The organism is Faecalibacillus sp. H12 (assembly GCF_013361255.1).
GTDB lineage: Bacteria > Bacillota_I > Bacilli_A > Erysipelotrichales > Coprobacillaceae > Faecalibacillus > Faecalibacillus intestinalis.
The window spans coordinates 1-25,609 of record NZ_JABWDK010000010.1; the positions used below are offsets into that span (position 1 = coordinate 1).

Here is a 25,609-nt window from a genome sequence, read left to right on the forward strand (position 1 = left end):
CAATAGTGATTGGTATGATGTTTATGGAGAAGGTAAAGGTATTTGTGATTTATAATAAAAGAAATGCTCATGTTCATTTGAACAGAGCATTTTTTAATATTCTTTTTTGTTTAAAAGTTTTAAACTAATGTGATAAGAAATTATATTACAGATGAATGTGAATATAACAGTTGCAAGTGTTGTAATAGATAAATGATTTTCTATAAGTGAATCAATAATTGTTTCTAAATCAAAACCAATGAATTTTGTAAGAAAATAAATTAGAGCTACAAATAAGAAGATACCACCAAAAACAATGATCATTGCAAGTTGACTTCTTTGAGCTTCAAAGTAGACTCCTACAGGAGTTATGATCGCAATCACAAAATAAGAAAACATAAGTGTTAGTAGGCAACCTTGTAGAAAATCACTATTTAGAAAATGAAATGATTGTTGAATACGATAGTAACCTATACTTGAAATACAAATCGCAAAGAATAGAAAAAGTAATCCTAATAAAATACCTAAGCTATATTTTTGTTTAAGATAATCTTCTTTTTTTATAGGCAAAGTAAATAAAGATATAAAGCCATGATTGATACTATCATAACTAATTGTACTCATTAAAATGATACCTGGAAATACACTGAAATAACCTAAAACAAAGGTGGGTTTCTTATAGAAATAAGAAGAGCCAAAACCAAATAAAACAAGAATGAGAAAGAGTAATTTGCTTTCTTTGATATATGAAAAATCTTTAATAAATAGTCCTTTCATCTTATTCACCCCTTAACATCATAGAAAATAAAGTATCAAAATTATTCTTTTCAATAATAATTTCTGGATAGTTTTCTTGATAGAATTGTTTTTGATTCGTTAAAGCAGTATAACCATAATTTTCTTTTCTCGTCTTTATAAAGTAATTATGATCTACTTGATAAAATTGTTCTTCTGTTAATTTTAATAAACCATATTGATCTAATAAACAATCCGTTGTTTCATGGAATATAAACTTGCCATCATCAATCATATAAATATCATCACATAGACCTTCTAAATCAGAAGAAATATGAGAACTAATTAAAACTGAACGGTTTTCATCTTCCTCCATAAATTCTCGAATTAAGTCAATGATTTCTTCTCGAGCAAGAACATCTAAACCATTTGTTGGTTCGTCGAGAATAAGAAATGAGGCATGATGTGATAAGGCAATTAAAACATTGAGTTTTGTTTTCATACCGGTAGAGAATACATTGATTTTTTTATCTAAAGGAAATTGATATTGTTTACATTTTTGTAGAAAGTAATCTAAATCAAAATCTTTATAGGTGTTATTTAAAAGATTCATTAAATCTTTCAATTTAAGATATTCACATAAAGAAATATTAGCTAGTGTACAACCAATTTTATTTTTATCAACATCTTTATAATCTTTATCTAAAAGTGTAATATCACCAGAATCGATATGAATGAGATTTAAAATGGCTTTAAAAAGTGTAGTTTTTCCTGAACCATTTTTTCCTATTATTCCAGTAATGGAACCGGGTTTTATTTCTAATGAACAATCTAAATGAAAATGTGAATAAGTTTTTTGAACATGATTAACTTTTAACATATTACTCCTCCATTAATAGTTCTAGCATTTCTTTAATTTCTTCATAACTCACACCAGCTTGTTTTCCTTTTTGAATGGCTTTTTCTAAATGAACTTCAATCTCTTTTCGTGCTTCTTCTAGAAGTGTTTCTTCATTAACAGCAAGAATAAAAGTTCCTTTACCATGAATCGTTTTAGTAAGACCTTCGTTTTCTAAAAAGTCATAGGCTTTTTTTACGGTAAGAGCACTGATTTGTAATTCTTTAGCAAGACTTCTTACAGAAGGCAAAGCATCATTTTCTTTTAAAGTGTGGTTATTGATTTGTTTCTTTATCTGATCGACAATTTGTTCATAAATTGGAATCATAGATGAGTGATTAATAATTATGCGCATATAGTTCCTCCTTCATCTATAAACAGTATATAACAGCATAAAACAGTTTGTCAACACTTCCCTTTTTTATCATTTGTTTTTATGTTAAGATGATAAAAACAAGGTGAAGTGTATGGAAAGAAAAGGAACAGGAAAATTAAGAGTTATTAATGATCAAAAAGTATTTGATTATTTTATAAATGAAAAAAGGGGAACTAAAAAGGAAATAGCACAAAAAACAAATGTTTCTATTATGACAATAGGAACTATCTTAAATGATTTTTTATCAAGAGGGATTATTGTGGAAAATGAACTTATTTATGTTGAAAAAGGACGCCCTACACATCAATATAAATTAAATCCAGGTTATTATCATAAGTGCATGATGTTTGTCAAAAAGGAATATGATTGTTGTTCTATTATTTATTGTTTAAAAAATGCTTTGGGTGAATTAATTGAATCTAAAGAAATAAAGAAAAAGGAATTAGTAGGGGAAGATATTGTTGAATGTTTAAATCAAATTATTGAAGAAGACAAATCTCTTCAATATATTTCTTTAGGATTACCAGCCATTATTTCAAATAATCAAGTTATTGAATCAGATATTGCTTCATTAAAAGGATTCCCTTTTGATAAGAAGATTCAAAAAGAAATTATTTTGATGAATGATATTAAATGTATTGCTTATGGATATAATCAAATGCATCATCAAAATGTTTGTTTTCTTACTTTTCCAAAGGATTCGGGTCCAGGTTGTAGCATGATTTTAGATAATCAATTAATTGATGGAAATAATGGAATTGCTGGAGAAATTGCATATTTACCCTTATTTGATTTTTTAAAGAAAAGAGAATTTGATAATTCGCTTGAAAAGATTATTCAAGTGGTTGCGACCACAATTGTGATGTATAATCCTCATTTACTTATTTTAACAGGAGAAAATATAAAAGAAGATGATTTAGATGCTATTCAAAAAGGATGTTTAAATTATGTTCCTAACCATTTTATGCCTTCTTTAAAATATCAAGAGAATTGTGAAGATTATTATTTTCAAGGATTAGAAGGTCAAATTATTCAAAGAATTCAATTCTAGAAGATGAAAATCTTCTTTTATATTGACTGTTTATTAAAAGACTTTTAATATATAAACAAAGGGGGATGAAAAATATGAAAAGAAGAATACTCAATAAAGAACTTGCAGCACTTGTAGCACAAATAAGACATGGAGAAATGATTTTTATTGCAGATGCAGGAAGTGGTACAAGTCCTAAAGCAATCTATCCACTAGATTCAAGTGTGCAATATATTGATTTAGAAGCAGTAACAGGATCACCAAGTTTTCATGATATTTTCACAACATTAAAAGAATGTGGTGATTTTGAAGGTGCTATTGTGACAGAAGATATGTTAGAATTAAATCAAAAGGATTATCAAACCGTTGAAAAATTATTTGGGAAAGAGAATATACATGTCATGCATTATATTCCTGAATATTATCAAATGAGAGATCGTTGTAAAGCGGTGGTACAAACGGGAGATTATGGTGTACATGCTCAAGCAATTTTAATTGCAGGATATCCAAGTGATGATATTCCTATGGAATGGTTAAAGGAAGGATTAAAACATGACTGAAAAAGAAAAGATGAAAGCTGGTTTATGGTATGATGCCAATAATGATCAAGAACTCATAGATCAAAGACTTATATGCCAAGATTTATGTTTTGCATTAAATCAACTGAAACCAAGTGATGAAAAAAGAAATGAAGTAATTGAAAATATTTTGGGATATTTTCCAGATGATTTAGTTTTATTAAGTCCTTTTACAGCGGATTATGGAAAAAATATTAAGTTAGGAAAGAATGTTTTTGTGAACATTAATAACTATTTTATGGATGGAGCAACTATTGAAATAGGTGACAATGTTTTTATTGGTCCTTCATGTGGCTTTTATACAGCAAATCATCCTTTAGATTATACAAATAGAAATCAAGGATTAGAAAAAGCCTTACCAATCAAGATAGGAGATAATTGTTGGTTTGGAGCTAATGTTTCTGTGATGCCAGGAGTTACAATTGGTGCGGGGTGTGTGATTGCAGCAGGAGCAGTGGTGACCAAAGATATGCCAGCAAATAGTTTAATTGCAGGTGTTCCAGCAAAAGTTATTAAAACAATTGAACAATAAAAATGACCTCCAATGGAGGTCATTACCTTTTATTTTAATAAACCTAATTCAATCATTTTTAATCCGATGTCTACAGAGTTATAAGCAGCACCTTTCATTAATTGGTCACCTGTAATCCATAAACTTAAAGCATTATCTTTATATAAATCTTTTCTTACACGTCCAACGTGAGTTAATTCATCACCGATAAAGCTTGTTGGCATTGGATAAACTTGATTAGCTAAATCATCGCATAAATCAATACCAGTACTATTTCCTAATAATTCAAAAACTTTATCCATATCGATTGGTTTTTTAGTTTCAATATAGATTGATTCACTATGTCCACGTAAAACAGGAACACGTACACAAGTTGCATTGACTTCAATATCTTTATTGAAGATTTTTTTAGTTTCATTTACCATTTTCATTTCTTCTTTACTATATCCATTTGATAAATCAAATTTATCTACTTGAGGAATACAGTTGAAAGCAATTGGAAAATGTTTTTTATCACCAGCACAAGGTAATGTTTTAGCAACAGGTTCTTTACCATCTAAAACTTCTTGGCTTTGACGATAAAGTTCTTCCATACCAGCAACACCAGCACCAGATACAGCTTGGTAAGTAGAAACAACGATTCTTTCAATATCAAATTCATCATTTAATCTTGTAAGAGCACTACACATCATAATTGTTGTACAGTTTGGACAAGAAATAATTCCATGATGGTCTTTTAAGGCTTCACCATTTACTTCAGGAACAACTAAAGGAACATTAGGATCCATTCTAAAATGTGAAGTATTATCAATATTGACACATCCAGCTTCTACGGCATATTTCATATATTTTTCTGAAATACTTCCACCAGCAGACCAGAAAGCAACTTCTACACCTTCAAAACTATTTTCAGTTAATTCTTCAACAATAAATTTATGTCCTTCAAATTCGATTTCTTTTCCAGCACTTCTTGCAGAAGCTAATAATTTAATACTTTCAAAAGGAAAGTTAAATTGGAAAACACATCTTAACATTTCACGACCAACGGCACCAGTAGCACCAACAATAGCAATTTTAAATTTTTTCATTTTTATAATCTCCTTATCCTCTTACTTTGAAAATAACAGCATTTTCATCATTTAATTTATTTTTTAAATCAGCTAATTCAATTTCTTCTGTTATATAAATATGATCATCTTTTTCACTATAGTATGTTTCATAAGGAATATCTACAGGTTTAGATGCTCTTACATAATAGCGTGAAGAAGAAATAGGGTAAACATGTTTACAATCTTCATAATCATGTGACCATCTTTCTACTTGGTGTGTTTTCATGATATCACTGACAACAGCTGAAGCAGTGACATAACGTCCAGCACCACGACCATAATAAATAATGTTATTAACATAATCGTTATCGATTTCAACAACGTTGTAAGAATCCATAACATTGGCTACAAGTTCATTTAGGTTTACAAGTGTTGCTGAAACATCAATTCCTAAACCATCTTTAACAGGTTTTGCTTGAGCAATCATTTTAAAACGATAACCTAATTTTTTAGCGTAATCCATATCTAATTTAGAGACATTACGGATACCACTAGCTTGAATTTGCTCAAAGTCAACAAATTTTTGATAACCATTTTGTGCTAAAATACAAATTTTATGAGCAGCATCAATTCCATCTAAGTCTAAAGCAGGATTAGCTTCAACATATCCTAAACCATCTGCAATTGATAATGCTTCATCAAAATCAAGATTTTCATTTTCCATTAAAGTTAAAATAAAGTTGGTTGTTCCATTTAAAATACCAACAATTTCTTTGGTATTATTTGCAATCAAACTTTCTTTTTGACTTGCTAGAACAGGAATACCTCCTCCTACAGAAGCTTCATAGAAAATATGTACATCATTTGCTTTAGCAGTTTGGAAAATTTCTTTTCCATAATGAGCTAATAAAGCTTTATTAGCTGTAACTACATGTTTTTTGTTATTTAATGCTTCTAAGATAATGTTTTTCGCAATTGTTGTTCCCCCAATAAGTTCAACAACGACATCAATTTCCTCATCATTAATAACATCATGATAATCTTTTGTATAAATAATTCCCTTAGGTAAGTCTACTTCTTCAAGACCACACCCGTATTTAACAACAATTTCTTGTTTCATTTCTTTTTCTAAACGTGTTTTTTCATTTGTAAGAATTTCAATGACCCCATATCCTACAGTACCAAGTCCAATAACACCTATTTTCATGATAGTCCCCCTTATAATAAAAAATAGACCAAATGGTCTATTGAAAACTTAACATAAACAAACCATTATTCTTGAGCTTTATTTTTTAAATGCATCAATAATAGTTTTAATGGTTATCATAGTTAAGCCTCACTTTCTTTACTTTTTTGATATAATAGCATGATTGTATACAGTAGTCAATTTTTTCTCATAGTTTCTTTCCTTATATTATATTAATAATAAAATCTTGGATTGTTGACTTTGTATACAATATTCAATATAATAAATTCAATTATTGGAGGATATAGCGATGAATAAGACATATGTAAGTACGCGTAATCATCAAGACCAAATCAATTTCTATCAAGCAATTGTACAAGGAATTGGTGATGACGGGGGATTGTTAGTTCCTAATTTTGATTTTCAAAAATTAGATTTAAATAAATTAGTTCAATTAAATTATGTAGATTTAGCAACAGAGGTGATTTCAACTTTTGTTCCTGAAGATGGTAAAGAACTTATCCATCAAGCATGTTTAAATGCATATGGAAAAGGTTTATTTCCAGAAATTGTTGTTCCTGTAAAAAAAGCAGGAGATGTTTATGTAGCTGAATTATTCCATGGACAAACCGCTGCTTTTAAAGATATGGCATTATCTTTATTACCACATTTAATGACTTTATCTTTAAAACAATTAAAAGAAGATCGTGAAGTCATGATTTTAGCAGCAACAAGTGGTGATACTGGTAAAGCTGCTTTAGAAGGATTTAAAGATGTTGAAGGAACATGTATTAAAGTATTTTATCCATTAGATGGAGTAAGTGCGATTCAACAACAACAAATGGTTTCTCAAGAAGGAAAAAATGTTAAAGTAGTTGGAATTCATGGTAACTTTGATGATGCTCAAAGTGCTGTAAAAGTAGCGTTTGGAGATAAAATGTTAAAAGAAGTAAGTGATCAACATCATGTTTTCTTATCTTCAGCTAACTCAATTAATGTAGGACGTTTGATTCCACAAATCGTTTATTATTTCCATAGTTATTTTGAACTTGTAAGAAGTAAAGAAATTGAAATGGGAGATCAAGTAAACTTCTGTGTACCTAGTGGAAACTTTGGAAACTGTTTAGCAGGATGGTTTGCAAAAAATATGGGTCTTCCTGTTAATAAATTTATTGCCGCATCTAATAAGAATAATATTTTAACTGATTTCTTTACAACAGGTAAATATGATGCTAATAGGGAATTCTTTAAAACAAATGCACCAGCAATGGATATTTTAGTATCAAGTAACTTAGAAAGACTTGTATGGTATATGTCTGGAAAAGATGGTGATAAGGTTAAAGAATACATGGAAAAATTAAAAGCAGATGGTATTTATGAAGTTGATGATGAAACATTTGCACGTATTCAAGATCAATTTAAAGCAGGATATTTAAATGAAGAAGAAGTTTTAAAAACAATTAAAGATTGTTATGAAGATAATGGTTATGTTTTAGATACACATACAGCATGTGGTTATGGTGTATTAAAACAATATCAAAAGGAAACTGGAGATCAAACTAAAACAATCTTACTTTCAACAGCTTCACCATATAAATTCCCTGAATCTGTTTATAAAGCATTATTCAATGAAGAATTAAATGTTTATGATGCAATTGAAAAATTAAATAAAAAAACAGGTGTAGCAGTACCTAAACCATTAGTTGGAATTAAGGATAGAGAAGTGCTACATAAAACACATATTGATAAAACAGAAATTATTAATTTTATTAAATCAGAAATGGAAGGACTTTAAAGAATGAAAGTCAAAGTCAAAGTACCAGCAACAAGTGCCAATTTAGGACCAGGATTTGACGTTGCTGGATTAGCGTTAACTTTATATAATACCTTTACTTTTGAATTAAATGAAGGTGGATTAAATATTACAGGTTGTCCAACACAATTTTGTAATGAAGAAAACTTAACATATCAAGCTTTTAGCCAAGCAGCTCAAAGCTGTGGTTTAGATTTTAAAGGTGTCAATATTCATTGTGAAAGTCAAGTTCCTTATACAAGAGGTCTTGGAAGTAGTTCAACATGTATTGTGGCAGGAATCGTTGGAGCTTTTGCTTTTAAAGACAAAACAGATGATCGTCAAGAAATTCTTGAACTTGCGACAAAGATTGAAGGACATCCAGACAACGTTGCACCAGCTATTTTTGGTGGTTTAACAGTTTCAGTCATGGAAGAAGAACAAGTGCTTACATTAAATATTCCTGTAAAACATGAATATCGTTTTGTAGCTTTAATTCCACCATTTACTTTATCTACTGAAGAATCACGTAAAGTGTTACCACAAACATTAGGTCGTCAAGATGCCATCAAAAATGTTTCCCATTTAGCTCTCGTCGTTGCTTCTTTGATTAATGGTTATGATGATGGTTTAAAATTAGGATTTAAAGATCGTTTACATCAACCTTATCGTGGTAAGTTGATTCATAATTATGATGAAATTATGAATGTTTTAGAAAACGATGAAAATGTTTTAGGATGTTATTTATCAGGAGCAGGACCTACTTTAATGGCAGTTATTCGTGAAGAAGATAAAATGGGTGTTGTTCGTTTAAAAGAAGAACTTGGATCATTATTAAATGATTGGGAAGTTATTAAATTAGAATTAGATCATAAAGGTTATACTTGTGATTATGAATAAGGGATAAGGAGATTTTACTCCTTATCTTTCTTTTTTTCTTCAATAATGCTTAGATAATCAATACTTTTTTCTAAAAGTTTAGAAAGTAATTTCCAAGTATCGAGGGACATTTCTCTTTCGTTATTCTCATAGTGAGAGTATGTACGCGGAGATACATGGATCAATTTGGCTATGTCTTTTTGTTTTAAATCTTTATCCTCCCTGGTATTTTTTAAATTAATATAAATATATTTCTTCTTTTTAGTCATTTTTTACCTTTCTTTATTTCTCTACTAACACGCTATAATCATAGTATCAATAGAGTATGGAATGTTCTTATTTTCATTATATGGAAAGATTAATTAGAATTGTTGTAATGGAACAATTTGGTCTTTTTTTGATAAATTCATCATTTAGACATATTATTTGTTATAATGAAAAATACATGGAGGTATTAATATGGAAGGTATTACAGAAATTGATAAAACTAAATATATAGATGAGTGTAAAGAAATTGTAAGAAATGAAATACCAGAGGAATTATCTGATGAAATGCTTACAATTGTAACAAATGAAATTATGGATACGTGTCTTTTTATAGGTGGAGATTTTAAAAAAGAAAATATTATAGATATTACAAAACAATATGTCACAATGGGTGGTATTCGAAGAATCAAGAAAGCACATGAGGGTATTTAAAATGCAACATTATTGTGAAATTCCTACACCTAAAGGAACACTTAGAGGATTTTTTCATAAACCTAATCAAGACAAACATCCTGTTTGTTTGATTTTCCATGGTTTTACAGGACAAAAAACGGGAACAAAGTTTTCTTATGTACAATTATCACGTATGTTAGAAGCTAAAGGAATTGCTTCTTTTCGCTTTGATTTTTTAGGAAGTGGAGAAAGTGATGGGAATTTTGTGGATATGACTTTTCAAGATGAACTTTCTTGTGCCAGAGTGATTTTAGAAGAATGTTTAAAAATGGAAAATTGTACAGAAATCTATGTTTTAGGACATTCGATGGGAGGAGCTATTGCTAGTGAACTTGCTAAGCTTTATCCAGATGTAATTAAAAAAATGGTTTTATGGGCGCCAGCTTTTAATTTACCAGATGCGCTTCATTATTTAACAGGACAAGTTGAAAGAGCGAAAACTTATGATCATGGTGGGTATGAAATATCAGATGATTTTGTAGAAGATATTTTAAAAAGAGATTTTTATCAAGAATTAGATACTTATCAAAATGATTTACTTGTGATTCATGGAACAAAAGATACAACAGTTCCTTATGAAATCAGTAACAAATACATGAAATTATTTCATAAGGGAACAAAATTTATATCTATAGAAGATGGCAATCATAACTTTGATAAACTTTCAGATATTAAACAGGTTTTAAAATTAACTTTAGATTTTTTTGAATAATGTGTTTAGCACATTATTTTTTTATCAACAAATTCGTTGTAATATAATACTATACGTTGTATAATATTATTGTAAAAAGAATAGGAGGGCAAATATGATATTTAATACAGGGGCTGCTTTGTTAGACGCCATTGTTTTAAGTGTTGTCGCTAAAAAAGAAGAGGGAACGTATGGTTATAAAATTACCCAAGATGTGAGAAAAGGAATCGATGTTTCAGAATCGACACTCTATCCTGTCCTTAGAAGATTACAAAAAGATGATTGTTTAGAGACATATGATAAACAAATTGATGGTAGAAATCGAAGATATTATAGAATTACAGATAATGGAAAGAATAAATTAGAGATGTATAGAAATGAATGGATAAGTTATACAGAAAAAATTAATTCATTATTAAAAGGAGGGGATAATAATGAATAAGGAACAATTTTTAGATGAATTGGAAAAATTATTACAAGATATAGATTCAATAGAAAGAGATGAAGCACTTAATTATTATCGTGATTACTTTGAAGATGCAGGAAGTGAACATGAACAAGAAGTTATAGATGAATTAGGAACACCTGAAAAAGTTGCACAAACAATTAAAGAGGGACTTGATATAAATGAGCAAGAAAATGAAGAAGTAATTCATCATTATAATGAAAGAAATACACGTATATTAAGAGGAATCATTGTTGTTTTATTAGTTTTACTTATTTTACCAACAATTGGTGGTGTTGGTGGTTTAGTAGTAGCAGCGTTTGGTTTATTTCTTTCAATTGTATGTATCGGTATATTTGGTACATTTGGATTGTTATGTGCTTTAGTTGCTTTAGTTGTTGTTGCTATTAAAATGTTTATGGATGGTTTAATTGCTGGTGGTCTTATTTGTTTAGGTGTTGGTTTATTATTATTTTCTTTAAGTTATTTAACTTCTTTAATGACAGTCAGTATTTTTAAATATTTACCACAAGCATTTAGAGCACTCATTGATTTAGGTAAAGATATTTATAATAAGGTGGTGGGTTAATATGAAAATTTATAAATGTATTGCACTTGTAACATTAATTCTTGGTCTCGCTTTATGCGTTGGTGGTGTTTTGATGAATGGCTTAGATCAATTACCTGATGAAGCACAAAAAGTAACGAATTATGTTAAATTTAAATCTTTTGGTAAAGCAAAAGATGTTAATTTGGAATTAGGTGTTGATGCTCATTGTAACCTTGATTTAGAATTATCAGCATTAAATGGTAAAATCGTTTATTATGATGGAAATACAATTAAAGTAGAAGGAAGTCATGTTAATAAAGATTATGATTTTAAATATAATGGACAAGTTGCAGATATTTCTTTTACGGGTGTAACTCATAAAAAAGAAACAAGCAAACTTACTTTATATATTCCAAGAAATATTCAATTTAATCACATTGATTTAGATATTGATGCCTCAAAGGTTACAATTGAAGATTTACAATGCAATCAATTAGAAATGGAAAGTGATACAAGTAAAGTAACAATCAAACATTTACTTGTTAAAGAAAATGCGGATATTTCTAATGATATGGGTGATTTAGAAATTTCTAATTTAGATACGTATAACTTAGATTTAGAAAATGATATGGGAAATGTATCTTTAGTGATGGCAGATACAAGAGATCAATATAAAGTGACAAAAGATGGTAGTATGAGTTCTGTTCATGTAAGTGATGCAAGTCAAGTTATAGGAAATAAAAATATTGATATCGATACAGATATGGGAAATGTAACAATTCATTTTAAGGGGGAATAATAATGAATAAAAAGTTATATCGTTCAACTAAAGATAAGGTATTAGCAGGGGTATGCGGAGGACTTGGAGAATATTTTGATGTAGATCCAACACTTGTAAGACTTGCTTGTGGTTTGCTTTGTTTATATGCAGGAACAGGACTTCTTGCCTATGTTGTTGCAGCGTGTATTATACCTGTAGATCCAAGATAGTTTTAGAATAAAAAATATTCGATTTTGTCGCATTATTTTGTTGACATTGATATTGTGATTTCATATAATTAAAAAGGTTTCATAGGCAAAAACCTTTTAAAGTCCCCGGTAAGGATAAACAAAGGAGAAAAGAAAAAGATGAGACAAACAACAATGGCAAATGCTGCCACAATCGAAAGAAAATGGTATGTAGTTGACGCAGCTGGACAAACATTAGGTCGTTTAGCTTCAGAAGTTGCTACAGTGTTAAGAGGGAAAAATAAACCTACTTACACACCACATGTTGATACTGGTGATTATGTAATCATTATCAATGCTGACAAAGTAGTTATGACAGGTAAAAAATTAGAAAACACTAAATATTACCGTCACTCAGGATGGTTAGGTGGTCTTAAAGTTAAGACAGCTAAACAATTCTTAGAACAAAATCCAACAGGATTTGTTGAAGCAGCAGTTAAAGGTATGTTACCACATAACACTTTAGGTAGAAAACAAGGAATGAAATTATTTGTTTATGCTGGTGATAAACATCCTCATGCAGCACAAAATCCAGTAGAAATGAAAGTGAAAGGGTAAGGTGAAAGATAATGGCAAACGTACAATATAGAGGAACAGGTAGAAGAAAATCTTCTGTAGCACGTGTTATCTTAACACCAGGTACAGGAAACTTCGTTATTAATGGAAAAGAAGCTAGAGAATATTTAGCATCAGACGTATTAAACATGATCGTTAATCAACCATTAGAATTAACAAACACTAAAGACAAATTTGATGTAACTGTTAATGTTTATGGTGGAGGGTACTCAGGACAAGCTGGTGCAATCCGTCATGGTGTTGCTAGAGCTTTATTACAAGCTGGTGACGATTACAGACCAACATTAAAAGCTGCAGGATTCTTAACTCGTGATTCACGTGTTAAAGAACGTAAAAAATATGGTCTTAAAAAAGCACGTCGTGCTCCACAATTCTCAAAACGTTAATTTATACGTTTATTCAGAGAAATTCAAAAAACTCAAATCGATATTTCGATTTGGGTTTTTTTGTAAAATGAAAATGAGTACAATGTTTACTATGCTTTGAAATGAACTTGCATATTAAAATATGTAATGCTCTAATTTGATCGCAAATTAGAGAACAATTGCATCAAAACGAAAAGGTAAGGATGAGAGAGATCCTTACCTTTTCTAACTTTTAGAGTTAGTTGTTTTGAAAAACAAAGCATTTATGAATATAATATAATTCAATACCTTTGTGCGAATTTAGTTTTATTATTTTCCAGCTACGCAACCACTATCAACAGGAAGTACAACACCGTTTATAAAAGATGATGCATCTTCACATAAGAATACTGCAGCATTAGCAATATCTTCTGGCTTTCCTAAATGACCACTTGGATTTGATTCTTCTGCTTGTTTATAAGCATCGGGAGCGATTTCTTTGAGTGAATTTACTAATTCAGTTTCGATAGTTCCTGGTGCGATAGCATTAATAGTAATATTAGATGTTGCGTAATCAAGAGCAGCTGCTTTTGTAACACCCACAACACCATGCTTAGCTGCACAATAAACTGAGTTTCCTTTGATTCCTAATAATCCAGCACCAGATGTCGTATTGACAATACGCCCAAAACCATTTTCTTTCATTATTTTTATTTCTTCAATCATACAATTTGTAACAGCAATTAAACAAATTCCAATTACTTTATTAACTTCTTCACTGGTACATTCATCAAGTGGCTTTGCTGGAATACCAAATCCTGCATTATTCATAGCATAATCTAATTTTCCAAATTGTTCTTTTATCCATACATAGGCATTTTTGATTTCATCAATATCAAATAAATTTACATGTTTATAAACAACCTTTTTTCCTTGATCACATAATTCTTTTGCTAAAGTTTCTCCTTTATCATCCTGAACATCAAAAATAATAACTTGGCAACCTCTATCAGCAAACATACGAACCATACCTTTTCCAATTCCACTTGCTCCACCAGTAACTAATACAACACGATTTTCCATTTTTCTACCTCCAAATATTTGATTATATATAAATTATAATTTATGGAGTAACTCTATAGTCAAGGATGGCTTATTTATCTAATTTAGGTACATTATCTTCTAAAAATACACAAAATTGAAGAAATAAATCTTGTATGATATAATTTTATATCAATAAAACATTGGACTAACTTTAATGTTAAGGAGATCATATTATGAAAATTAGTGAAGCTGCTAAATTGTTAGGCATATCTACAGATACAATACGTTATTATGAAAAAGAAGGAGTGATTTATCCAAAAAGAATAAGTCAAAACAACTATCGTGATTTAGATAATAAAGATGTTATTTCATTATTAGCATGTTTATATAATCGAAAGATAGGGTATTCTATGAAAGAATCAGTAGAGTATGTTGAAGGTATACCTGTTTCTAAAGTAACGGATATTTTAAATAATAAAATTTGTGAATTAGAATCAGAAGTAAAGGAAACTAAAAATCTTATAGATTATTTAACAACTTTAAAGGTTGAGTCAGAAACAGATTTTTATAATATTGGGAACTATTGGATCACTGTTGAACCTAAATGTTATTTATTACCTTATGCGAAAATTTCTCAATCAGAATTTTGTTTTACTAAAGATGATCCAAGATATTATGCAAAATTATTTGAATATCTCCCATTCATTAGTCAAGCACAAGTAACAGATGTAAAACAATATGATCCTTCACAAAGTGTAACAGAGTGGTTTTTTGTGATACCCGAAATTATTTATAATCAACTTCCTCAAGAATTTTTAAAAGATGCAAGAGTTATGCCAAGACAACATTGTTTAAATACAGTTGTTATTAATGAGAACTGGGAATATCCAAATACTGAGATTTTTAAAGATCTATCGATTTATTTAAAAAAACGTAATATTAAATCTTGTGGAATTGCGACAGCAACTTATCCAAATTACTATTTTCAAGAGAACGGTAAAAAAGTACGTTATGCAAAAGTTAAAGTACCTATAGAATTGAAATAAATAGTTGAATAGAGAATATGAAAAATATGTAGACTTTATAAAAGTGTGCATATTTCTTTTTTTGTTTTATAATATGAATATATTTAGAAAAGGAGAAATTTTATGAAAAAGAAATATGAGGTTCTTTTTTATATTGATAAATTATCTACAAAAAAAGATCAAAACGATCCCTCTAAAATGGTGTTTTCAACAAAAGAATTAGCAAGTCATTTAAATATTCAACGTTCTAATTTATCAGCTATTTTGAATGAATTAGTTAGAGAAAATAAATTAGAAAAAATAGCTGGGAGACCGGTACTTTATAAAATACATAATAAATTAGATGAAGACGATTCTATATTTAATCAACTAATAGGATTTAATGGAAGCCTTGCTAAGTCTATTCAAGATATTAAATCAACACTTTTATATCCTGGTAAAAAACCGGTTATTTTATTGTCAGGGGAAAGTGGTACAGGTAAAAGTTTACTTGCTAAAAAAATATATGAATTTTCTAAAGAAAAAGGCCTAATTAATGAAAATGGTCAATTAGTGAAACTAAATTGTAAATACTTTATGAATGATGAAACTATGATTAAGAATTTATTTATTGATTATGGAAAAGCTGCTTTAGAAAAGGCGAAAAACGGAATGGTTTATTTTGATAATGTTCATTTAATACCAGAAAAATATAAATCAATTATATATGATTTAATTGAAATGAGTTCACTAAAAGAAAATAACTTTATGGTTGTTTTGTCATCGGATTGCTTTAATGAAAATGATTTAAAAAGTAATGCTCTCGATAATATATCAATAAAAATTGATTTGCCTTCTTTAGATAAAAGAGGATTGGTTGAAAGGATGGAATTAGTTCAGGGATGTTTTAAAAAAGAAGCAAGAAAAATAGATAAGTCGATTGTTATAGAACCTGAAACATTAGAATGCTTATTACTTTATCATTGTAAAAATAATATAAAACAACTTGTAAACGATATTTCTAGTGCATGTTCACATGCTTTTTTGAAAAATTTTGATAATAATTCAAATATCTATGTCTATCTTGATGATTTTCCAATCTATGTAAAAAAAGGCTTTATTTTTTATAAAAAAAAATCGACAGAGATAAATAGACTTATTTCACATGATTTTTTATATTATTATTCAAAAGATTCTATTGAAAAAATAAAAATAAAGGAAAGTACTTCTGCTGTTTATGAACATCTTGAAAAACAAGATACATCATTAGTTGATAAATCCCTTTTGTTAAAAAATAAATACAATCAATTAATATCAAGTTATAGACAATACATTGATAAAGAGAAAATAAATGAATTGAATATTAGTAAATATATTCCACAAGAAATTATAAATATTGTAAAAGAATTCTTAGATAGTTCATCACAAAAATTAAAACGAGTTTTCCCGCAAGAAGTCTTTATTGTTTTATCTCTTCATTTAACAAAAATAATAAATAATAAGCAAAATGAACAAATTAATTTTGATTTAAATCAAATAGTAAATAAATATCAAGAAGAATATATACTAAGTTTAAAATTAATAGAACATTTAGAAAAGAAATATAAAATAGATATACCGTTAGATGAAGCAATAACTATTGTTTTGATTTTACTTTTGAATCAATTAAAAGAAAGCGAAAATAAACCTGTATTGTTAATTGCTATGCATGGAAAAAATGTAGCAAGTTCGCTTACTGGTGTTGTTAAACAAATGTCAAATAGTGATAGTGTTTATTCATATGATCTTTTATTAGAAAAGAAAATGCAAATGGCTTATGAAGAAATGAAATCATTGATTGAAAAAATTAATAGAGGTAAAGGTGTATTACTTATCTATGACATGGGTTCTGTAAAAATTATGGGTAAATTGATTTCTAAAGAAACAGGTATAGATATCCGCTTTATTGCTGCACCTTCCACAATGATTGCTTTAGAAACCGTAAAAAAGATGAGCAGCAATGATGATTTAGATGATATTATGTCTGAATTAGAACAAAGTTATCAACATTATTTTCCATCAATTGTTGAAAACTATCATCGACAAAAAAAGAAAAATGTTATTATCACTTTATGTATGAATGGCGAAGGTGGTGCTATACAAATAAAAAAATACCTAGAAGATTCATTAGAATTACAAGATATTGATATTGTTCCATTATCAATGAATAATCATAAAGAATTATTGTTTAAAATTAATGAATTGAGAAAATCGTATAATATTTTATGTACAATGGGATCATTTGATCCTCAATTATATGGCATTAAATTTATATCTGTAACTCAATTATTTAATACACCATTAGATAAATTATCACTATTAATTTCAAGTTCTAATCAAGACATTGTCATTAAAAAGAAAATAAAATATTCATTAATATTTAAAAATATTGAAAAACAAGCACCGAATATTGATATTGATATCTTGAAAAAAGTATTACCAGAATTTATTCAAGAATTAGATTGTCAATATCAATTATCCTATGATAAAAAGATAGGTCTTATTATGCATCTTAGTGGTGTTATCTGTAGCTTGGTTGATAATGCACCGATTCCTAAAAAATATAATTATAAAAATATAATTTCAACACATAAAAAAACATACGAATATTTATATGATTTAGTAGAAATGATAGAAGAACCTTTTCATATTCAATTTTCTGATTCTGATATTGCAAGTTTAATTACGATTATTAAAGAAATTTAATACTTATTTTAATAGCTTATTGTAAAGTAAGCTATTTTTTATTTATTAGTGTATAAAGTGTATAAAAAATATTTAAGAGTAATAAAAAGATAAATAATTTTATTGCTTGTAAATAAACAGTTTAACGAAGAAAATAAATGATAAAGAAGAAAAAGTGTATAAATTAAAAAAATAGTGTATAAATGAAAGGAAAAGAAATAAAATATGCTATTTGAATAAAAAGCGGTTACATTTTATACTACAGTTGCTAAGTAAAAAGGAACAAATGATCGATCAAATATTTAATTTACTTGATATTAGCAAATTTAAAGAGAGGGAAGATTTATGAAAATATTATTAATGTGTGCTAATGGTTTATCAACTGGTATTTTAATGAATAAGATGAATCAATGGGCAGAACAAAATAACGAAGATTTAGAAGTTAAAGCAATTCCAATTGATGATTATTTAAGTGTTTATAAAGATTATGATGTCTTATTAGTGGGACCACAAATGAGATATAAAATTAAAGATGTTCAAAAAGCAGTAACTGATCGACCTTCAGCTGTTATTAATCCTTCAGATTATGCTTTAGGGAATGTTGAAAATATTATAAAAGAAGTAAAAAGAATGATAAAGGAGGGGAAGTAAATGGATAAGTTTATGCACTTTGTTGAAGATAAAATGTCTCCAATCGCTGATAAGTTAGGTGAACAAAGACATTTATCTGCAATGCAAAAAGGTTTTATGACAGTATTACCATTAATCTTTGTTGGGGCGGTATTTATGGTTATTGCTAATCCACCAGTAACTGCAGACATGGTTAAATCTGGTGGTGTTTGGTCAATTTTTTCTTGATGGTTTAATTTTGCTACTAAGTATAAAATGGCTATTTTAGTTCCATACAATATGTCAATGGGATTATTAGCATTAGCAGTTACCTTTGTTATTGCTGATAATTTAGCAACTTCATATTCAATGAAAGGTATTACTAATGGTTTAACTGCACTTGTTGTTTTTCTATTAGTTGCAGCACCAGCAAATTATTTAGCTTTAGCGGATGGAACAACTCCATTATTAATGAATTGTACATATTTAGGTGCACAAGGATTATTTACTGCTATTATTGTTGCTTTATTAACAGTAGAAATCACAAGATTTTGTGAAATACACAATATTACAATTCGTTTACCAGAAATTTGTCCTCCAGCATTAACAAATTCGTTTAGAACAATTGTACCTATGGTTATCAATGTTTCTATATTCTATATTTTAAGTTTATTAAGTAGTAATTATTTAGGAATGTCAATTCCAGCGCTTATTGAAAAAGTTTTAGCAACACCAGTTGCAGCAGTTAACTCTGTTCCTGGTTCAATATTCTTATGTGCATTTATGTTGTTATTATGGTGTTGTGGAGTGCATGGACAAATGGTTACCATGGCACTTACTGCTCCAATTACAACAGCAGCTTTTACAGCAAATGCAGCATTAGTTGCAAAAGGACAAGCACCAATTTTTCATCCTATCTTTATGACATTAGGTATTGGTTTTTTAGGAGGAACAGGAAATACTCTTGGACTATGTATTTTATCTTGTTGGAAAGCAAAATCACAACAATTAAAAGCTTTTGGGAAAGCAACAATTGTGCCTAGTATTTTTAGAATTTCAGAACCAGCATTATTTGGAGCACCAATTATGTTTAATCCTGTATTAATGCTTCCTTTCATCGCTAATGGATTAATCGTAGCCATTCTTTACTGGTTAGCATGTTCGTTTGGTTTATTGACAGCACCTTATTTATTAATTAGTGGGACTTATCCTGTTTTCCTAAGTCTATTTGTTTATTGTTTAGATTGGAGAGTATTCATTTTTATTGCTCTAATGATTCCATTAACATTAGCTATTTGGTATCCATTCTTTGTAGCTTATGATCATTCTTTATGCAAGAAAGAAGAAGCTACAAAATTAGCTGAGGAGGAAGCATAAAGTGAGAACCTTACCAAAAGATTTCTTATGGGGTGGAGCAATAGCTGCTAATCAAGTAGAAGGTGGCTATAATGAAGATGGTAGAGGTCTTGCTAACATGGATGTAGTTCCAAATGGAAAAAATCGTTTTCAATATATGTTTGGAAATGTACAAGATTTATCTTTTAAAGAAGATGAAAAATATCCGGTTTTAAATGGGATAGATTTCTATCATCGTTATAAAGAAGATATTGCATTATTTGCGGAAATGGGATTTAAGGTTTTAAGATTATCTATTTCATGGTCAAGAATATTTCCTCGAGGGGATGAAGAAAGACCGAATGAAAAAGGATTACAATTTTATGATGATGTTTTTAAAGAATTAAAAAAATATCACATTGAACCTTTAGTAACGATTTCTCATTACGATTTTCCACTTTATTTAGTAAAAGAATATGGTGGTTTTAAAAGTAGAAAAATGGTTGATTTCTATAAGAAATATGCAACAGTTTTATTTAAAAGATATAAAGGTATTGTACATTATTGGCTTACCTTTAATGAAATTAATGATACATTAATTTTGCCTTATTTATCAGCAGGTGTTGTTATTGATCCAAATGAAGATAAAGAACAACAGTTATATAATGCAGCTCATCATATTTTATTAGCAAGTGCGTGGGCAGTAAAAATTGGTCATGAAATTGATCCAACAAATAAAATTGGGAATATGTTTGCAGGAGGTACATGGTATCCATATACATGTCATCCTCAAGATGTATTTGCAACAATTACAAAAAATAGAGATGCGTTCTTTTTCTGTGATGTACAGGCGAGAGGGTACTATCCATCATATAAATTAAGAGAATTAGAAAGAAAAGGAATAACTATTCCATTTGAAGATGATGATAAAGAAATTCTTAAAAATAATACGATTGATTTTCTTTCATTTTCATATTATGCAACACATGTTGTTAGTGGTGACGAAAAACTCAATGAAGAGATTAAAAATAATCCCCTTGCTACTTTAAAAAATCCGTACTTAGGTGAAATTTTATATAAAAGACAAGATGATCCAATGGGTTTACGTAATACATTGAATATGTATTATGATCGTTATCAAAAACCATTATTTATTGTTGAAAATGGTACAGGAACAAATGAAGTATATGTCGAAGGTAAAGAAATCAATGATGAAAGACATATTGAGTATTATCGAGAACATATTAAAGCATTAAAGGATGCTGTTATTATAGATGGCGTTGATTTAATGGGATATACAACATGGGGATGCATTGATTTATTAAGTGCTTCATCTTGTCAAATGTCAAAAAGATATGGATTTATTTATGTAGATTTAGATGATGAAGGCCATGGAACGATGAATAGATATCGAAAAAAATCGTTTTATTGGTATAAAAAAGTCATTGAAACAAATGGCGAAGATCTAGATTAGTTTTATAATTTTTCTTCCTTAATAATATATAAAACTGAATAATAGAGGATATCATACGAATAAGTATGATATTTTCTTTATATAAAAGCATTTAATTTACAGGATAAGTTTTAAATAGTATATTTGAGTAGCTTTTGTAACGAAACTTGTATGCAACAAAATCATCTAAATACCCTCATTTTATAAGGAATTGGAGTTCTCAAAACGTTAGTAATAACTTTTTATGAGATATCTAGAGAAGTATTTGAACTTTGTAAAAAGTTTGAATACTTCTTTTTCTTTTATAATGACGTTATAATATGATTGTATAAAAGAGGTGTATTTATAATGAAAATCAAACAACAAAAACAAGTAAAATCATATTTAATCGAAGAATTTGGTCCAAATAAAGGAAATGAAATATTTGATAAACAAGAAAAAGAACTTTATAAAATTATTAAAAAAACAAAAGATAAAACAGAAAATCAAATGAAAACACTTATTCAAACAATTCTACCACGAATTGCTTTATATAAAGTCTTATTGAACGAAGAATTTTCAAAAGAAGATGTCTATCAATATATGAGAAAATATATGATTGATAAAATTGCAGCCAAAAAACATGCATCTACAGCTAAAATGGAATTAGTGCCTGGGTTTTATAAAATTTATAGTTTTATTTTTTTAAAAATCATGCGTACAACAGATTTACAAGAAAACACTCAAAGCTATGGTAAAGATCATTATGATGTTACGATTACTAAATGTTTATGGCATACAGCATGCAAGGAAAATGGCTGTGAAGAGTTGTGTCATTTGTTTTGTGATGTGGATGATGTGACTTATGGTGGTTTAAAAAAGATTGGATTTACGCGCACAAAGACTTTAGGTTATGGTGGAGATTGTTGTAATTTTCATTTCTTTAAGAAATAGATGATGTGATTTTATGGATTTAAAAAATATTGAATTCATTGAAAAAAATAAACCAGCAATTGATGAAGATATTCATTTATTAAATAATCAAATAAAGGGTATATTGCCAGATGTCTATAAAGAATTTTTAAAAATAACAAATGGTGCGGTATTAAATGAATATGTTTTTTATAGTACAAAAGAAATGATAGAAATGTACAAATGTCATGATTTTTCTAATAATATGCCAGAATATATAAGTATTGGTAATGATAATGGAGACTGGGAACTTGTTATAAAGGCAACAAAAGATGCTACATTGTGTGGCTTTTTAGATGCAGGATCAATTGGTATTTCTGATCCTGATGAATGGTTTGATTTTAGATTATGGATAAATGAGGGATGTAAGATGTTTGAAGAAGATGATAATAGTTATTTAGGGAAAGTATATATTATAAAATTACCAAAAGAAAAATTAAAATTTTTAGCTGAAACTAAAAGAATATTTTCATAAGTACAGGTCTTCTTTATAAAAAGGTCAATACTCTACCTTATGTAATAATGAAAGATATTTATATTTCAAAAGCGGATACATATATTGAACAAACATCTTTTCCAGAATGTTATGAATTTAGAAATGATTAAAAGAAGTATTTATATAAAAATCTAAATACTTCTTTTTCTTTTATAAAAAGAAGAGAATGTTTATAATATAAACAAAAATAAGAAGTTATGGAGGATTTATGAAAGTATTATGTTTTGGATCCGCTAATTTGGATCATGTATATAAAGTCAATCATTTTACAGTACCAGGAGAAACACAAGGATGTCTTGAATATACAGTTAAATGTGGTGGAAAAGGCGTTAATCAAGCAATTGCAATGTCTCTTGCAGGAAATGAAACGTATTTTGCAGGAATTATTGGAAATGATGGCACTCTATTAAAAGATGCGCTTGTAGGAAAGAATGTGAATATTGATTATTTAAAAATTTCAAATAAGCCAACAGGACATGCTATTATTGAAGTTGATCAAAGTGGTCAAAATCATATTCTTTTATATGGTGGAACAAATAAAGAGATTGATTTTGAATATATTGATGAGGTTTTATCTCATTTTTCAACGGGTGATGTGGTTGTTTTACAAAATGAAATCAATAATGTACCTTATATTATTGATCGCTGTTATGAAAAAGAAATGAAGATTTTTTTCAATGCAGCTCCTTATGATGAATCAATTCAAAATTATCCAATTGAAAAAGTAACATGGCTTGTAGTCAATGAGACAGAAAGTGCTGCTTTAAGCGGTGAAGAAAATTATGAAAAGATGCTACAAGTGTTAAAACAAAAATATCCACATACAAATATTCTTTTTACAATGGGAAAAGACGGAAGCAGAGTTTTAACAAACAATGAAGATGTCAAAGTAGAAGCAATGAAAGTTAATGCAATAGATACAACAGGTGCAGGAGATACTTATATTGGTTATTTTGTAAAAGGAATTCTTGAAGGATTCTCTTTAGTTGAATCAGCAAACTTAGCAACAAAAGCAAGTGCAATTGCGGTGACAAGATTTGGTGCAGTTGACTCAATTCCAAGTTATGATGAAGTAAAATAAAGAATGTTAATATGTGTTGCTTGAAGCAACAACTACTTTTATATAAGATGTGTTTATCTTAATAAAGGAGGATAGAGGAATGTTTGCTGAAAACCTAAAGAAAATAAGAAAAGATAAAGGTTATACGCAAGAAATACTCGCTGAAAAATTGAATGTTGTTAGACAGACTGTTAGTAAATGGGAAAAGGGACTTTCATTGCCTGATGTAGATATGCTTTCTAAAATAGCAAACGTATTAGAAACAGATGTGAATATTCTTCTTGATGGTCAAATTACAACAACAGATCAAAGTGAGATTGTTAAACAATTAGCTAAAATAAATGAACAACTAACAATAAAAAATAGACGTTATAAAAAAATAATGAAGACAATAGCTATCATTTTATTGATAATCGTTATTTTTGGTATTTTATTAGTCATCCTAAATATAGGAACTTTTATAAGTATTTCTAATAGTGAAACGACAACAACTGTAGAAACAATGATTAAAGAAGTAGTTAGATAAAAATTTAATACTTGTTTTTTTTTATAAATATGATATACTATATTTAACATTTAAGTTAAATGTTAAATGATAATGAGGTGATAAAGATGGCAATGCAAAATACGCTACATGCTTTAGCGGATCCAACAAGGCGAGAAATACTTAATTTATTGAAACAGTCAAGAATGTCTGCGGGTGATATTGTTAAGTATTTTTCAATTTCGGGAGCTGCTATTTCAAGACATCTATCGGTTTTAAAAGAAGCGGGTTTGATTCGAGATGAGCGAGAAGGAAAGTTTATTTATTATGAACTTAATGCAACAGTGCTTGAGGAAATTATGTTGTGGATCAGTGAGTTAAAAGGAGATACTAAAAATGATTAAACAAAATAAAAAAATGATAATATTAACATCTATTGTGACATTGCTTCCTATAGTTATTGGATTACTTTTATGGAATCAACTACCACAATTAATGGCTACACATTTTAATTTTAATGGTCAACCAAATGGTTATTCTTCTAAAACTTTTACCGTATTTGTCTTACCATTGATTTTACTGGTTATTCATCTTTTTTGTGTGATAGGAACAAGTATTGATCCAAAGTCTAAGAATATTAATAAGAAGATATTTTCAATCGTATTATGGATCAGTCCGTTGATTTCATTGCTTGTTTGTAGTTGTATATATGGTTATGCATTAGGTTATATCACAAATATTAGTTTTCTTACAGAATTGATGATAGGGGTATTGTTTATTGTTTTAGGTAATTATATACCAACAGTCAAACCAAATTATACAGTAGGAATTCGTACTTCGTGGGCATTAGATGATCCAGACAATTGGTATCATACACACCGTTTTGGTGGAAAATGCATGGTTATTGGTGGTATTCTTCTTATTGTTTTATCACCATTTATGAATTTATTTATTTTCTTTATTTTTGTTTTTATTCCGGTACTTTTGCCAATTATTTATTCGTATTTATATTTTCGAAAGAAAAGTGTTTAAAAGGAGTATTCTGGTTTTGTAAGAAGTTTAAATACTTCTTTTTCTTTTAGAGAAAGTTTATAATGTGAAT

General features: G+C 28.5%; 31 protein-coding genes and 1 pseudogene. 25 read left to right on the top strand and 7 right to left on the bottom strand.

The features are described 5' to 3' along the window. Positions 1-93: 93 nt before the first annotated feature. Genes HUU89_RS08150 through HUU89_RS08160 form a run of 3 tightly spaced genes read right to left on the bottom strand, consistent with a single transcriptional unit; the run spans position 94 to position 1,967 of the window. Complete coding sequence (locus tag HUU89_RS08150) at positions 94-756, bottom strand: ABC-2 transporter permease (protein WP_175301497.1); 663 nt, start codon at positions 754-756, stop codon at positions 94-96. 1 nt (position 757) lies between these two features. Next, complete coding sequence (locus HUU89_RS08155; RefSeq protein ID WP_175301498.1) at positions 758-1,594, bottom strand: ABC transporter ATP-binding protein; 837 nt, start codon at positions 1,592-1,594, stop codon at positions 758-760. A 1-nt stretch (position 1,595) separates the two neighbouring features. After that, a complete protein-coding gene (locus tag HUU89_RS08160; RefSeq protein WP_032090829.1) occupies positions 1,596-1,967 on the bottom strand; it encodes a GntR family transcriptional regulator in 372 nt (123 codons plus the stop codon). Between the two features lie 112 nt (positions 1,968-2,079). Here HUU89_RS08160 and HUU89_RS08165 point away from each other — a divergent pair, with 112 nt between their 5' ends. From HUU89_RS08165 to HUU89_RS08175, 3 genes are all read left to right on the top strand, one after another. Next, a complete protein-coding gene (locus tag HUU89_RS08165; RefSeq protein WP_175301499.1) occupies positions 2,080-3,039 on the top strand; it encodes an ROK family protein in 960 nt (319 codons plus the stop codon). Positions 3,040-3,113: 74 nt separating this feature from the next. Continuing rightward, positions 3,114-3,578 (top strand): RbsD/FucU domain-containing protein, encoded by a 465-nt coding sequence (locus HUU89_RS08170; RefSeq protein ID WP_175301500.1) that lies wholly within the window; start codon positions 3,114-3,116, stop codon positions 3,576-3,578. Next, positions 3,571-4,128, top strand: a complete 558-nt coding sequence (locus HUU89_RS08175) for a sugar O-acetyltransferase (RefSeq protein WP_175301501.1) — start codon at positions 3,571-3,573, stop codon at positions 4,126-4,128. The genes HUU89_RS08170 and HUU89_RS08175 overlap by 8 nt, the downstream gene beginning before the upstream one ends. A 29-nt stretch (positions 4,129-4,157) precedes the next feature. Here the strand turns inward: HUU89_RS08175 and HUU89_RS08180 are convergent, their stop codons facing one another. After that, entirely contained in the window at positions 4,158-5,195 is a 1,038-nt protein-coding gene (locus tag HUU89_RS08180; protein ID WP_217498463.1) for an aspartate-semialdehyde dehydrogenase, read from the bottom strand. A 13-nt stretch (positions 5,196-5,208) separates the two neighbouring features. Continuing rightward, positions 5,209-6,363 (bottom strand): homoserine dehydrogenase, encoded by a 1,155-nt coding sequence (locus HUU89_RS08185; protein WP_175301502.1) that lies wholly within the window; start codon positions 6,361-6,363, stop codon positions 5,209-5,211. A 289-nt stretch (positions 6,364-6,652) separates the two neighbouring features. On the opposite strand from HUU89_RS08185, the gene thrC reads away from it, so the two are divergent. Both thrC and thrB read left to right on the top strand, forming a co-directional pair. Beyond that, complete coding sequence (thrC, locus tag HUU89_RS08190) at positions 6,653-8,137, top strand: threonine synthase (protein ID WP_175301503.1); 1,485 nt, start codon at positions 6,653-6,655, stop codon at positions 8,135-8,137. A gap of 3 nt (positions 8,138-8,140) precedes the next feature. Continuing rightward, positions 8,141-9,034: a homoserine kinase gene (thrB, locus tag HUU89_RS08195; RefSeq protein ID WP_147580897.1), complete on the top strand. Its 894-nt coding sequence runs from the start codon at positions 8,141-8,143 to the stop codon at positions 9,032-9,034. Positions 9,035-9,048: 14 nt separating this feature from the next. On the opposite strand, the gene HUU89_RS08200 is transcribed toward thrB, so the two are convergent. Beyond that, positions 9,049-9,282, bottom strand: coding sequence for a helix-turn-helix domain-containing protein (locus HUU89_RS08200; protein ID WP_022002683.1), 234 nt, complete (start codon positions 9,280-9,282; stop codon positions 9,049-9,051). A gap of 190 nt (positions 9,283-9,472) precedes the next feature. Here HUU89_RS08200 and HUU89_RS08205 point away from each other — a divergent pair, with 190 nt between their 5' ends. From HUU89_RS08205 to rpsI, 8 genes are all read left to right on the top strand, one after another. Beyond that, positions 9,473-9,712, top strand: a complete 240-nt coding sequence (locus HUU89_RS08205; RefSeq protein ID WP_032090821.1) for a hypothetical protein — start codon at positions 9,473-9,475, stop codon at positions 9,710-9,712. Between the two features lies 1 nt (position 9,713). Continuing rightward, positions 9,714-10,445: an alpha/beta hydrolase family protein gene (locus tag HUU89_RS08210; protein ID WP_175301504.1), complete on the top strand. Its 732-nt coding sequence runs from the start codon at positions 9,714-9,716 to the stop codon at positions 10,443-10,445. A gap of 94 nt (positions 10,446-10,539) precedes the next feature. Beyond that, positions 10,540-10,866 carry a PadR family transcriptional regulator gene (locus HUU89_RS08215; RefSeq protein WP_022002680.1) on the top strand — a complete coding sequence of 109 codons (327 nt, stop codon included), beginning with the start codon at positions 10,540-10,542 and terminating at the stop codon, positions 10,864-10,866. Further along, positions 10,859-11,458, top strand: coding sequence for a DUF1700 domain-containing protein (locus HUU89_RS08220; protein WP_022002679.1), 600 nt, complete (start codon positions 10,859-10,861; stop codon positions 11,456-11,458). Before HUU89_RS08215 ends, HUU89_RS08220 begins: the two co-directional genes overlap by 8 nt. A 1-nt stretch (position 11,459) precedes the next feature. After that, the gene (locus HUU89_RS08225) at positions 11,460-12,218 is read left to right on the top strand and encodes a DUF4097 family beta strand repeat-containing protein (RefSeq protein WP_175301505.1); all 759 of its coding nucleotides are present in this window, start codon (positions 11,460-11,462) and stop codon (positions 12,216-12,218) included. A gap of 2 nt (positions 12,219-12,220) precedes the next feature. Beyond that, complete coding sequence (locus HUU89_RS08230) at positions 12,221-12,409, top strand: PspC domain-containing protein (RefSeq protein ID WP_022002677.1); 189 nt, start codon at positions 12,221-12,223, stop codon at positions 12,407-12,409. Positions 12,410-12,547: 138 nt separating this feature from the next. Continuing rightward, on the top strand, positions 12,548-12,985 hold the full coding sequence (rplM, locus tag HUU89_RS08235; RefSeq protein ID WP_022002676.1) for a 50S ribosomal protein L13: 438 nt from the start codon (positions 12,548-12,550) through the stop codon (positions 12,983-12,985). A gap of 11 nt (positions 12,986-12,996) precedes the next feature. Next, positions 12,997-13,389: a 30S ribosomal protein S9 gene (gene rpsI, locus HUU89_RS08240; protein ID WP_022002675.1), complete on the top strand. Its 393-nt coding sequence runs from the start codon at positions 12,997-12,999 to the stop codon at positions 13,387-13,389. Positions 13,390-13,677: 288 nt separating this feature from the next. On the opposite strand, the gene HUU89_RS08245 is transcribed toward rpsI, so the two are convergent. Beyond that, positions 13,678-14,430 carry an SDR family NAD(P)-dependent oxidoreductase gene (locus HUU89_RS08245; protein ID WP_117459894.1) on the bottom strand — a complete coding sequence of 251 codons (753 nt, stop codon included), beginning with the start codon at positions 14,428-14,430 and terminating at the stop codon, positions 13,678-13,680. Between the two features lie 194 nt (positions 14,431-14,624). On the opposite strand from HUU89_RS08245, the gene HUU89_RS08250 reads away from it, so the two are divergent. The 12 genes and pseudogenes from HUU89_RS08250 to HUU89_RS08300 all read left to right on the top strand — a co-directional run bounded on the left by HUU89_RS08250 (position 14,625) and on the right by HUU89_RS08300 (position 25,539). Then, entirely contained in the window at positions 14,625-15,437 is an 813-nt protein-coding gene (locus tag HUU89_RS08250) for a MerR family transcriptional regulator (protein WP_175301506.1), read from the top strand. Between the two features lie 102 nt (positions 15,438-15,539). Next, positions 15,540-18,140: a PRD domain-containing protein gene (locus HUU89_RS08255; RefSeq protein ID WP_175301507.1), complete on the top strand. Its 2,601-nt coding sequence runs from the start codon at positions 15,540-15,542 to the stop codon at positions 18,138-18,140. A gap of 324 nt (positions 18,141-18,464) precedes the next feature. Beyond that, entirely contained in the window at positions 18,465-18,770 is a 306-nt protein-coding gene (locus HUU89_RS08260) for a PTS sugar transporter subunit IIB (protein WP_032090807.1), read from the top strand. Then, a complete protein-coding gene (locus HUU89_RS15005) occupies positions 18,771-18,977 on the top strand; it encodes a hypothetical protein (RefSeq protein ID WP_254697734.1) in 207 nt (68 codons plus the stop codon). It abuts the gene before it with no gap. A 12-nt stretch (positions 18,978-18,989) separates the two neighbouring features. Continuing rightward, a pseudogene (locus HUU89_RS08265) lies at positions 18,990-20,105 on the top strand (PTS sugar transporter subunit IIC); the annotation flags it as partial. A gap of 1 nt (position 20,106) precedes the next feature. Then, positions 20,107-21,537 (top strand): 6-phospho-beta-glucosidase, encoded by a 1,431-nt coding sequence (locus HUU89_RS08270; protein WP_032090805.1) that lies wholly within the window; start codon positions 20,107-20,109, stop codon positions 21,535-21,537. Positions 21,538-21,864: 327 nt separating this feature from the next. Continuing rightward, the gene (locus HUU89_RS08275; RefSeq protein ID WP_175301508.1) at positions 21,865-22,449 is read left to right on the top strand and encodes an L-2-amino-thiazoline-4-carboxylic acid hydrolase; all 585 of its coding nucleotides are present in this window, start codon (positions 21,865-21,867) and stop codon (positions 22,447-22,449) included. A 13-nt stretch (positions 22,450-22,462) separates the two neighbouring features. Beyond that, positions 22,463-22,942, top strand: coding sequence for an SMI1/KNR4 family protein (locus tag HUU89_RS08280; RefSeq protein WP_175301509.1), 480 nt, complete (start codon positions 22,463-22,465; stop codon positions 22,940-22,942). Positions 22,943-23,171: 229 nt separating this feature from the next. Then, entirely contained in the window at positions 23,172-24,044 is an 873-nt protein-coding gene (locus HUU89_RS08285) for a ribokinase (RefSeq protein WP_119364029.1), read from the top strand. 79 nt (positions 24,045-24,123) lie between these two features. After that, a complete protein-coding gene (locus tag HUU89_RS08290; RefSeq protein ID WP_147580627.1) occupies positions 24,124-24,549 on the top strand; it encodes a helix-turn-helix domain-containing protein in 426 nt (141 codons plus the stop codon). Between the two features lie 92 nt (positions 24,550-24,641). Further along, a complete protein-coding gene (locus tag HUU89_RS08295) occupies positions 24,642-24,911 on the top strand; it encodes an autorepressor SdpR family transcription factor (protein ID WP_254697736.1) in 270 nt (89 codons plus the stop codon). Continuing rightward, the gene (locus tag HUU89_RS08300) at positions 24,904-25,539 is read left to right on the top strand and encodes an SdpI family protein (protein WP_119364021.1); all 636 of its coding nucleotides are present in this window, start codon (positions 24,904-24,906) and stop codon (positions 25,537-25,539) included. Before HUU89_RS08295 ends, HUU89_RS08300 begins: the two co-directional genes overlap by 8 nt. The last annotated feature ends 70 nt before the right edge of the window (positions 25,540-25,609 follow it).